Genomic DNA, 11,551 nt, shown 5'->3' on the forward strand with positions numbered 1-11,551 from the left:
TATGAAACCTGAAGATTAAACATGACTGAATCTTTTGCTCAACTCTTTGAAGAATCCTTAAAAGAAATCGAAACCCGCCCGGGTTCCATCGTTCGTGGTGTTGTTGTTGCTATCGACAAAGACGTAGTACTGGTTGACGCCGGTCTGAAATCTGAGTCTGCCATTCCGGCTGAGCAGTTCAAAAACGCCCAGGGCGAACTGGAAATCCAGGTTGGTGACGAAGTTGACGTTGCTCTGGATGCAGTAGAAGACGGCTTCGGTGAAACTCTGCTCTCTCGTGAGAAAGCTAAACGTCACGAAGCATGGATCACGCTGGAAAAAGCTTACGAAGATGCTGAAACTGTTACCGGTGTTATCAACGGCAAAGTTAAGGGTGGCTTCACTGTTGAGCTGAACGGTATTCGCGCGTTCCTGCCGGGTTCTCTGGTAGACGTTCGTCCGGTGCGTGACACTCTGCACCTGGAAGGCAAAGAGCTTGAATTCAAAGTAATCAAGCTGGACCAGAAACGTAACAACGTTGTGGTTTCTCGTCGTGCCGTTATCGAATCCGAAAACAGCGCAGAACGCGATCAGCTGCTGGAAAACCTGCAGGAAGGCATGGAAGTTAAAGGTATCGTTAAGAACCTCACTGACTACGGTGCATTCGTTGATCTGGGCGGCGTTGACGGCCTGCTGCACATCACTGATATGGCCTGGAAACGCGTTAAGCATCCGAGCGAAATCGTGAACGTTGGCGACGAAATCAACGTGAAAGTGCTGAAATTCGACCGCGAGCGTACCCGTGTATCTCTGGGCCTGAAACAGCTGGGCGAAGATCCGTGGGTTGCTATCGCTAAACGTTATCCGGAAGGTACCAAACTGACCGGTCGCGTGACCAACCTGACCGACTACGGCTGCTTCGTTGAAATCGAAGAAGGCGTTGAAGGCCTGGTTCACGTTTCCGAAATGGACTGGACCAACAAAAACATCCACCCGTCCAAAGTGGTTAACGTTGGCGACGTAGTGGAAGTGATGGTTCTGGATATCGACGAAGAACGTCGTCGTATCTCCTTAGGGTTGAAGCAGTGCAAATCTAACCCGTGGCAGCAGTTCGCAGAAACCCACAACAAGGGCGACCGCGTTGAAGGTAAAATCAAGTCTATCACTGACTTCGGTATCTTCATCGGCCTGGACGGCGGCATCGACGGCCTGGTTCACCTGTCTGACATCTCCTGGAACGTTGCAGGCGAAGAAGCAGTTCGTGAATACAAAAAAGGCGACGAAATCGCTGCAGTTGTTCTGCAGGTTGACGCAGAACGTGAACGTATCTCCCTGGGCGTTAAACAGCTCGCCGAAGATCCGTTCAACAACTGGGTTGCTCTGAACAAGAAAGGCGCTATCGTAACCGGTAAAGTCACTGCAGTTGACGCGAAAGGCGCAACCGTAGAACTGGCTGACGGCGTTGAAGGTTACCTGCGTGCTTCTGAAGCATCCCGTGACCGCGTTGAAGATGCGACTCTGGTTCTGAGCGTTGGCGACGACGTTGAAGCTAAATTCACAGGCGTTGATCGTAAAAACCGCGCAATCAGCCTGTCTGTTCGTGCGAAAGACGAAGCTGACGAGAAAGATGCCATCGCAACTGTTAACAAACAGGAAGATGCAAACTTCTCTAACAACGCAATGGCTGAAGCATTCAAAGCAGCTAAAGGCGAGTAATCCTCTGAAACTTCGGGTCTTTTAGTCCGAAGTATAACGAGATTACTTGACAGATTGCAGGTTTCGGCCTGTAATCAAGCACTAAGGGCGGCTACGGCCGCCCTTAATCAATCTCACGGCTGCAGCCAATTTGCCTTTAAGGAACCGGAGGAATTATGACCAAGTCAGAATTGATTGAAAGACTTGCAACCCAGCAATCTCACATTCCCGCTAAGGCGGTTGAAGACGCGGTAAAAGAGATGCTGGAGCATATGGCCTCGACTCTTGCGCAGGGCGAGCGTATTGAAATCCGCGGTTTCGGCAGTTTTTCTTTGCATTACCGCGCGCCTCGTACCGGACGTAACCCCAAGACCGGCGATAAAGTGGAACTGGAAGGAAAATACGTTCCTCACTTTAAACCGGGTAAAGAACTGCGCGATCGCGCCAATATTTACGGTTAAGTTTTAACGCAAAACTTGAACCCGAAAAAAGCACCGTCAGGGTGCTTTTTTCATTTATACGCCGTCAGGCGCAAACGCTATTCGACCGAAAACTGGAAAACGTTTCGCATTTTTTGCTGCGTCTTACATTTATCAGTTAAAAAACCTGGAATCCGCGCCGTATAGCACAAAATCCCCTCCAGACAATGGCGTCCTGAACCTGCACACTTTCCCGCACAGGGAGGTGTCTATGAAGATAACGACAGTCAGCGTATGCGTAGTATGCGGCATACTTCCGCTCATGATATTGCCAGTATTACCTGATACGTGGATTCTCGCGGTGCTGTTTTGTCTGGCATGTTTGCTTTGCCTCATACCCTATCACTATGCGCGCTACGCGGCATTAACCTTGCTCTTTTTCATGTGGGGGATATTTGCCGCCAGGCAGGCCATTTGGGCGGGAAACGTCCTGCCCGCCGCGACGCAGGAGGCGACAGTCGTCATTACTGCCACCGATCATATGACCACTCATTATGGGCGAATCACCCATTTGCGTGGAAAGCCGCTCTTTCCTGCTGTAGGGATTGTCCTGCATGGCCAGTACTTACCCACGGAAGTGTGTGCCGGGCAACAGTGGGCGATGACGCTGAAGGTCAGAGCGGTACACGGACAGCTTAACGAAGGCGGTTTTGATAGCCAACGTTACGCGCTGGCGCAGCACCAACCGTTGACCGGGCGTTTTCTACAGGCTAAAGCGATTAACCCTGAGTGTAGCTTGCGTGGGCGCTATCTTGCTTCGCTTCGCGCTACGCTTGCGCCTTATCCGTGGCAGCAGGTTATTCTGGCGTTGGGAATGGGGGAGCGGGGAGCGGTGTCGCAGGAGGTGAAGGCCGTTATGCGCGATACGGGGACTGCCCATTTGATGGCGATTTCCGGCCTGCATATCGCTTTTGCTGCGTTATTGGCTGCCGGATTAATCCGTGGCGGACAATTCTTTTTGCCGGTCAGATGGATTCGTTGGCAGACGCCATTGCTGGGCGGCATTCTTTGCGCGATATGTTATGCCTGGCTTACCGGCTTACAACCGCCTGCGCTGCGCACGGTGGCGGCACTGAGCGTCTGGGGAGGATTAAAATTAAGCGGACGACAGTGGAGCGGCTGGCAAGTCTGGTGCTGCTGTCTGGCCGCGATTATTTTCGCCGATCCTGTGGCGGTTATATCACAAAGTCTTTGGCTGTCAGCATTTGCGGTTGCCGGCCTGTTATTCTGGTATCAGTGGTTTCCTGCGCCAAACGGAAATTTTCCACGAGGCTTACGCTGGTTGCTTAACCTGCTTCACCTACAGGCAGGCATTACACTTCTGCTTTTGCCTCTCCAGGTGGCGCTTTTTCATGGCATAAGCGTTACCGCAATGCTGGCGAATCTTTTTGCCGTACCCTGGGTCACATTTGTGACGGTTCCGCTCATCCTGGCGGGAATGATTCTGCATTTAACCGGGCCGTTTTTTCTTGAAGAGTGGGTATGGTACCTGACCGATCGCGCGTTAGCCGCGCTATTTTACCTGTTGAATACTTTACCGCAGGGCTGGGTGAATATTGATAACCGTTGGCAGTGGCTGACGTTTTTGCCCTGGCTAATGCTTATCGCGTGGCGATTAAACGTCTGGCGTACCTGGCCGGCGGTCTGTTTATGCGGGTTATTGTTGATGAGCTGGCCACTCTGGCGGCCGATAAACGCCAGTGGATGGCAGGTGCATATGCTGGATGTTGGTCAGGGGCTGGCGATAGCGATCGTCAGGGGCGATAAAGTAATACTCTACGATACCGGTCGGGCATGGCCGGAGGGCGACAGCGGGCAACAGGTTATTATTCCCTGGTTGCGCTGGCATAATCTGACGCCGGAGGGCGTTATTTTGAGTCATGAGCATCTGGATCATCGGGGCGGGCTGCGTTCGCTACAGCAGGTCTGGCCGTCAATGTGGATTCGCAGCCCGTTAGGCTGGCAGGGACATTTGCCCTGTTTTCGCGGCGAGCAGTGGCAATGGCAGGGGCTAACGTTTCAGGCGCACTGGCCGTTACGCGAAAGTGCCGATCGAGGAAATAACCGCTCCTGTGTGGTCAAAGTAGATGATGGCGTACATAGCATCCTGCTCACGGGCGATATCGAAGCGGGCGCTGAACAAAAAATGCTAAGTCGTTACTGGCGACATCTTACGGCGACGTTTATCCAGGTGCCGCATCATGGTAGTAATACGTCGTCGTCGTTACCATTTATTCAGCGCGTACATGGTGAAGCGGCGCTGGCGTCCGCATCGCGCTATAACGCATGGCGGCTGCCGTCCCGCAAGGTAAAACAGCGCTACCGACAGCAGGCGTATCAGTGGTTTGATACACCCCACCAGGGGCAAATTTCGCTGCTGTTTTCTCCGCAGGGCTGGCGCATACAAGGCTTACGGGATCAAATTTTACCTCGCTGGTATCATCAGTGGTTTGGCGTGTCCGAGGATAACGGGTAGAATATGCGGCTATTTCAACAAATGCTGGTTTTTTGAATGCATAACGATAAAGATCTCTCTACGTGGCAGACCTTCCGCCGACTGTGGCCAACCATAGCGCCTTTTAAAGCAGGTCTGATCGTGGCGGGCATAGCGTTAATTCTCAACGCAGCCAGCGATACCTTCATGCTATCGCTCCTCAAGCCATTACTGGATGATGGTTTCGGTAAAACGGATCGCTCAGTGTTGCTGTGGATGCCGCTGGTGGTTATTGGGCTGATGATATTACGAGGCATCACTAGCTATATCTCCAGCTACTGTATTTCATGGGTGTCAGGCAAGGTGGTAATGACCATGCGCCGTCGCCTGTTTGGCCATATGATGGGAATGCCCGTCGCCTTCTTTGATAAACAGTCTACCGGTACGCTGCTGTCGCGTATTACTTACGATTCAGAACAGGTTGCCTCTTCTTCATCTGGCGCGCTGATTACCGTGGTGCGTGAAGGGGCATCGATCATCGGATTGTTTATCATGATGTTCTATTACAGCTGGCAGCTGTCAATCATCCTGGTTGTTTTAGCGCCGATTGTGTCGATTGCGATTCGCGTTGTCTCAAAGCGGTTCCGCAGCATCAGTAAAAATATGCAGAACACGATGGGACAAGTGACTACCAGCGCTGAACAAATGCTGAAAGGACACAAAGAGGTACTGATTTTTGGCGGTCAGGAAGTCGAAACTAAACGCTTTGATAAAGTCAGCAATAAGATGCGACTGCAAGGCATGAAAATGGTCTCTGCCTCGTCAATTTCCGATCCTATCATTCAGCTCATTGCCTCGCTGGCGCTGGCGTTTGTCCTCTATGCTGCGAGCTTCCCAAGCGTAATGGATAGCCTGACGGCAGGGACCATCACCGTGGTGTTCTCCTCCATGATCGCGCTGATGCGTCCATTAAAATCGCTGACAAACGTTAACGCGCAGTTCCAGCGTGGGATGGCGGCTTGTCAGACGTTGTTTGCGATTCTGGACAGCGAACAGGAGAAAGATGAAGGTAAACGTGTCATTGACCGCGCGACCGGCGATCTCGAATTCCGCAATGTGACGTTTACTTACCCGGGCCGTGAAGTGCCGGCATTGCGTAACATCAATTTGAAAATTCCTGCCGGGAAAACCGTGGCGCTGGTGGGGCGTTCCGGATCGGGTAAATCAACTATCGCCAGTCTGATCACCCGTTTCTACGATATTGATGAAGGACACATCCTGATGGATGGTCACGATCTACGCGAATACACTCTGGCCTCTCTACGTAATCAGGTGGCGCTCGTTTCGCAAAACGTGCATCTGTTTAACGACACGGTCGCCAATAACATTGCTTATGCCCGGACGGAAGAATATAGCCGCGAGCAGATTGAAGAGGCGGCGCGCATGGCCTATGCCATGGACTTTATCAACAAGATGGATAATGGCCTGGATACCATCATCGGCGAAAACGGCGTACTGCTTTCCGGCGGTCAACGCCAGCGTATCGCAATTGCCCGCGCCTTACTGCGCGACAGCCCGATTCTGATCCTTGATGAAGCTACGTCCGCGCTGGATACCGAATCTGAACGTGCGATTCAGGCAGCGTTGGATGAGCTGCAGAAAAACCGTACCTCTCTGGTGATTGCGCACCGTCTCTCCACCATCGAACAGGCGGATGAGATCGTTGTAGTCGAAGACGGTATTATCGTTGAGCGCGGCACTCATAGCGAGCTGCTGGCGCAACACGGCGTTTACGCCCAGCTACATAAGATGCAATTTGGCCAATGATTGCGCGTATCTGGTCGGGTGAATCCCCGCTATGGCGGTTACTGCTGCCGCTCTCCTGGCTGTATGGCCTGGTGAGCGGGGCGATTCGTCTGAGCTATAAGCTTGGTTTGAAACGCGCCTGGCGAGCGCCGGTACCGGTGGTTGTGGTAGGGAATCTTACGGCTGGCGGTAACGGTAAAACCCCCGTAGTCATTTGGCTGGTGGAAAAGCTGCAACAGCGTGGCGTGCGCGTGGGGGTCGTTTCCCGCGGCTACGGCGGGAAAGCTGCCGCTTATCCGCTACTTCTGACGCCGGAGACGACAACCGCAGAAGCGGGAGATGAACCGGTATTGATTTATCAACGGACCGGCGCGCCTGTCGCGGTAGCGCCTGAACGCGCCGCGGCGGTGAAAGCGATTCTGGCGGCGCATAATGTGCAGATTATTATCACCGACGATGGGTTGCAGCATTACCGACTCGCGCGAGATATTGAAATTGTGGTGATTGACGGGGTGCGCCGTTTTGGCAACGGCTGGTGGCTTCCTGCCGGTCCTATGCGCGAGCGCGCCAGTCGCCTGAAAACCGTAGACGCCGCTATCGTGAATGGCGGCGTCGCCCGGGCGGGCGAAATCCCCATGCAGCTAGCGCCTGGACTGGCGGTGAACTTACGTACGGGAGCGCGTTGCGATGTGGCGCAACTGAGCAATATTGTGGCGATGGCGGGCATCGGTCATCCGCCGCGCTTTTTCGCCACGCTGGAAGCCTGTGGCGCGCATCCGCAAAAGTGCGTCCCGCTGGCCGATCATCAAACGCTCGCCCCTGCTGACGTTCAGGCGTTGGTCGGTGAAGGGCAGACCCTGGTAATGACGGAAAAAGACGCGGTGAAATGCCGTGCTTTTGCCGAAGATAACTGGTGGTTCTTACCGGTTGATGCGCGTTTGTCCGGTGAGCAGCCTGATAAGTTGCTTCAACATATCACCTCGCTGGTTCGCTAGCGTCCCCCAATGCAGCGGCAGTGATGAATTTATGGAGTCATGAATGTCATTGCCGTACCTTTCTCTTTCCCAGGCCCGTTGTCTTCACCTTGCTGCGCAGGGGCTATTGAAAAAGCCGCGCCGTAACGCGCTGCCTGGCGATGTTCTTGCCGCCATCTCACGCATGGCGTTGCTGCAAATTGATACCATCAATGTTGTCGCACGTAGCCCCTATCTGGTGCTGTTTAGCCGTCTCGGTTCGTACCCGCAGGCCTGGCTGGATGAGGCGCTGCGACGCGGCGAGTTAATGGAATACTGGGCGCATGAGGCCTGTTTCTTGCCACGCCGCGACTTTAAACTTATCCGCCATCGTATGCTGTCGCCGGAAAAGATGGGCTGGAAATATCGCGCGGCATGGATGCATGAGCACGCGGAAGAAATAGAACAGCTAGTGCGGCATATTCAGGAGCACGGTCCGGTGCGTTCTGCCGATTTTGAACATGCGCGGAAAGGCGTCAGCGGCTGGTGGGAATGGAAACCACATAAACGCCACCTTGAGGGTTTATTTACCGCCGGAAAAGTCATGGTTGTTGAGCGGCGTAATTTTCAACGTGTATATGATTTAACGCCCCGTGTGATGCCGCACTGGGATGATGAACGCGATGGACTGTCACAGCCGCAGGCGGAAAGTCTGATGCTGGATAATAGCGCGCGCAGTCTGGGGATTTTCCGTGAACAGTGGCTGGCGGATTACTACCGCCTGAAACGTCCTGACCTGAAGGGATGGCGGGAGAGCCGGGCGGAACAGCAGCAGATTATTCCGGTCGAGGTGGAAACGTTGGGGCGGATGTGGCTTCATGCCGATCTTCTTTCGCAGCTGGAACCGGCGCTGAATAACGCCTTAAAGGCGACCCATAGCGCAGTACTGTCGCCTTTCGATCCTGTGGTATGGGATCGCAAGCGGGCAGCGCAGCTTTTCGGATTTAACTATCGGCTGGAATGTTATACGCCTGCGGCGAAGCGCCAGTACGGTTATTTTGTGCTGCCGCTATTATACCAGGGCCGTTTAGTCGGGCGAATGGATGCCAAAATGCATCGTAAAACGGGGGTGCTTGAGGTTATCTCGCTGTATCTGGAGGACGATATTCGTCCTGGCGTTAATCTGCAAAAAGGAATCTGGCAGGCTATTAGCGCGTTTGCTGCCTGGCAACGGGCATCGCGCGTGACGCTGGGACAATGTCCGCCAGGCCTGTTTAGCGCCATGCGTCATGGCTGGGAAATAGACCCTGCACCCTAACCGATTATGTTAATATTGAAGGATTCACAATCCGGTCCATCTGGAGGAACTATGGATCATCGTCTGCTTGAAATCATCGCCTGCCCGGTATGTAACGGCAAACTCTGGTATAACCAGGAACAGCAAGAATTAATTTGCAAACTGGACAATCTCGCTTTCCCGTTACGCGACGGCATTCCTGTATTGCTGGAAAATGAAGCTCGCGCCCTGACATCTGATGAGAGTAAATCATGAGTTTCGTCGTCATCATTCCGGCCCGTTTTTCATCTACCCGACTGCCAGGCAAACCATTAGTGGATATTAATGGTAAGCCCATGATTGTTCATGTCCTGGAGCGGGCGCGCGAATCTGGCGCGGAACGCATTATTGTCGCGACCGATCATGAAGACGTGGCTCGTGCGGTAGAAGCGGCTGGCGGCGAAGTGTGCATGACGCGCGCCGATCACCAGTCCGGCACCGAACGGTTGGCGGAAGTGGTAGAGAAGTGCGGATTCAGCGACGATACCGTTATTGTGAACGTTCAGGGCGATGAGCCGATGATCCCGGCGGTTATTATTCGCCAGGTCGCGGAAAATCTGGCGCAGCGCCAGGTTGGCATGGCGACGCTGGCGGTGCCGATTCACAGCGCCGAAGAAGCGTTTAACCCGAATGCGGTAAAAGTCGTGCTGGATGCTGAAGGCTATGCGCTTTACTTTTCCCGGGCGACGATTCCCTGGGATCGCGATCGCTTTGCAAAAAGTCTGGAAACGGTAGGGGATACTTGCCTTCGTCACCTGGGCATTTATGGCTATCGCGCGGGGTTTATCCGCCGTTACGTGAGCTGGCAACCCAGCCCGCTTGAACATATTGAAATGCTGGAGCAACTCCGTGTGCTGTGGTACGGCGAAAAAATTCATGTCGCCGTCGCCAAAGCGGTGCCCGGTACGGGCGTAGACACCGCCGACGACCTGGAGCGCGTACGCGCTGAAATGCGTTAACATGATCCTGTTCATGATCGTCTTAGACGGTCATGAACAGCGCGGTATGGTAGCGCAAAGATGAATACTCACGTCTGCTCACTAGTGGCAGCTTTCTCGTACCGTTACGATTTTCCTCATTTTTCTTTTCTTCCCTTGATCTGATACGGGTGACATCTGTCCATACGACGCTCATTATTAAAGCAGTAGCACTAATGGGGGTAATCTGGAATGGAACAGTTGCGGGCCGAACTCAGTCATTTGTTGGGTGAAAAACTTAGCCGTATAGAGTGCGTGAATGAGAAAGCGGATTCCGCATTGTGGTCATTATATGACAGCCAGGGCATTCCGATGCCGCTGATGGCGCGAAGTTTTACCACTCCCGGCGTTGCGCAGCAACTGGCCTGGAAAACCTCAATGCTGGCGCGTAGCGGTACGGTGAGGATGCCGGTAATCTATGGCGTATTGACGCATGAAGAGCATCCTGGTCCGGATGTGCTGCTACTGGAACGACTGCGCGGTGTGCCGGTCGAGGCGCCGGCGCGCACTCCGGAACGCTGGGAACAGCTAAAAGAGCAGATTGTCGAAGGGCTGTTAGCCTGGCATCGGCAGGATAGCCGCGGTTGCGTTGGCGCCGTAGACCATACTCAGGAGAATATCTGGCCTTCCTGGTATCGTCAGCGGGTGGAGGTGCTGTGGACGACGCTAAATCAGTTCAGCAATACCGGTCTGACGATGCAGGACAGACGCATTCTGTTTCGTACCAGAGAATGTCTTCCTTCGTTATTTGAAGGGTTTAACGACAACTGCGTACTGGTGCATGGCAACTTCTGCCTGCGCAGTATGCTTAAAGACGCCCGTAGCGATCAGCTTCTGGCGATGGTCGGCCCCGGGCTGATGCTGTGGGCGCCGAGAGAGTTCGAACTGTTTCGCCTGATGGATAATCCATTGGCGGAGGGATTGCTTTGGCATTATCTGCAACGCGCGCCAGTGGCGGAGTCCTTCATCTGGCGGCGTTGGCTCTATGTGCTGTGGGACGAGGTTGCGCAATTGGTCAATACCGGACGTTTTAACCGTACCAATTTTGATCTGGCGGCGAAATCATTACTCCCCTGGCTTGCCTGATATGCCTTTCAGCCATTGCCAAAGTCGCCCTAATGTTTCATACCCAGCGCGATCGCTGTGCATCAGCCAGACCGGGGACGGAATTGCCCGCTCCCAGGGATTGAGCGGCGAATCGATCGCTAACTGATTCGCCGGCGCGGGAAGCGGATTCAGCCCGGCATGCTGAAAGAAAATCATCGCACGCGGCAAATGCGAGGCGGAGGTTACCAACAGGAAAGGGGCGTCGCCGATGGCCTGCTTAACGGCGGCGGCTTCTTCTTCCGTATCTTTTGGCTTATCCAGCGTAATAATATCGCTACGCGGTACGCCCAGCGACTGCGCCACCCGCGCACCGACTTCCGCCGTGCTTACCGTATTGGTTTTTGCTACGCCGCCGGTAAAAATCAGCCTGGCTCCCGGATTCGCGCGCCACAGCCGAATGCCTTCCGCCAGCCGCGGTAAGCTGTTGTTAATTAAATTAGAGCTCGGCGCCCACTGCGGGTTCCAGGTATAGCCGCCGCCGAGAACCACAATATATTCCACCTTTTGCGGACCCTGCCAGGTAGGGTAGCGGTTTTCTATCGGACGCAGCAAATGGTCAGAGACGGGTTGCAGGCTTAATAGCAATAGCGCCAGCCAACCTACGCTGATAAATACTTTTCCGGTTTTCTGAAAGCGGCTAAACCAGAGCAGCGCCAGGCCGACGCCAATCATCAGCAACATCAGCGGAAGCGGCAATAACATACCGCCAATCACTTTCTTTAGCGTAAAAAGCATCCTTTTTGGTTCCTTTTTTAACCATATAGCGGAGGATTAACGCTGATATT

General features: G+C 53.7%; 10 protein-coding genes. 9 read left to right on the top strand and 1 reads right to left on the bottom strand.

What is annotated here, in order from left to right:
* The first annotated feature begins 21 nt into the window (after positions 1 to 21).
* From rpsA to NA986_RS17545, 9 genes are all read left to right on the top strand, one after another.
* On the top strand, positions 22 to 1,695 hold the full coding sequence (gene rpsA / locus NA986_RS17505) for a 30S ribosomal protein S1 (RefSeq protein ID WP_000140324.1): 1,674 nt from the start codon (positions 22 to 24) through the stop codon (positions 1,693 to 1,695).
* A gap of 155 nt (positions 1,696 to 1,850) precedes the next feature.
* On the top strand, positions 1,851 to 2,135 hold the full coding sequence (gene ihfB, locus NA986_RS17510) for an integration host factor subunit beta (protein ID WP_000167332.1): 285 nt from the start codon (positions 1,851 to 1,853) through the stop codon (positions 2,133 to 2,135).
* 229 nt (positions 2,136 to 2,364) lie between these two features.
* Positions 2,365 to 4,629 (top strand): ComEC family protein, encoded by a 2,265-nt coding sequence (locus NA986_RS17515; RefSeq protein WP_024147203.1) that lies wholly within the window; start codon positions 2,365 to 2,367, stop codon positions 4,627 to 4,629.
* Positions 4,630 to 4,665: 36 nt separating this feature from the next.
* Entirely contained in the window at positions 4,666 to 6,414 is a 1,749-nt protein-coding gene (gene msbA / locus NA986_RS17520) for a lipid A ABC transporter ATP-binding protein/permease MsbA (RefSeq protein WP_000551246.1), read from the top strand.
* On the top strand, positions 6,411 to 7,388 hold the full coding sequence (gene lpxK / locus NA986_RS17525) for a tetraacyldisaccharide 4'-kinase (RefSeq protein WP_000561699.1): 978 nt from the start codon (positions 6,411 to 6,413) through the stop codon (positions 7,386 to 7,388). Before msbA ends, lpxK begins: the two co-directional genes overlap by 4 nt.
* A 43-nt stretch (positions 7,389 to 7,431) precedes the next feature.
* Positions 7,432 to 8,664 carry a winged helix-turn-helix domain-containing protein gene (locus tag NA986_RS17530; RefSeq protein ID WP_023216578.1) on the top strand — a complete coding sequence of 411 codons (1,233 nt, stop codon included), beginning with the start codon at positions 7,432 to 7,434 and terminating at the stop codon, positions 8,662 to 8,664.
* A 51-nt stretch (positions 8,665 to 8,715) separates the two neighbouring features.
* Entirely contained in the window at positions 8,716 to 8,898 is a 183-nt protein-coding gene (gene ycaR / locus NA986_RS17535) for a protein YcaR (RefSeq protein ID WP_000350061.1), read from the top strand.
* Positions 8,895 to 9,641, top strand: coding sequence for a 3-deoxy-manno-octulosonate cytidylyltransferase (kdsB, locus tag NA986_RS17540; RefSeq protein WP_000011576.1), 747 nt, complete (start codon positions 8,895 to 8,897; stop codon positions 9,639 to 9,641). Before ycaR ends, kdsB begins: the two co-directional genes overlap by 4 nt.
* Positions 9,642 to 9,851: 210 nt before the next feature.
* On the top strand, positions 9,852 to 10,745 hold the full coding sequence (locus NA986_RS17545; protein ID WP_023216577.1) for a YcbJ family phosphotransferase: 894 nt from the start codon (positions 9,852 to 9,854) through the stop codon (positions 10,743 to 10,745).
* Here the strand turns inward: NA986_RS17545 and elyC are convergent.
* Positions 10,725 to 11,501 (bottom strand): envelope biogenesis factor ElyC, encoded by a 777-nt coding sequence (gene elyC / locus NA986_RS17550; RefSeq protein ID WP_000899563.1) that lies wholly within the window; start codon positions 11,499 to 11,501, stop codon positions 10,725 to 10,727. The genes NA986_RS17545 and elyC overlap by 21 nt on opposite strands.
* Between the last annotated feature and the right edge of the window lie 50 nt (positions 11,502 to 11,551).

It is taken from the genome of Salmonella sp. NW177, assembly GCF_051811585.1.
Taxonomy (GTDB): domain Bacteria; phylum Pseudomonadota; class Gammaproteobacteria; order Enterobacterales; family Enterobacteriaceae; genus Salmonella; species Salmonella enterica.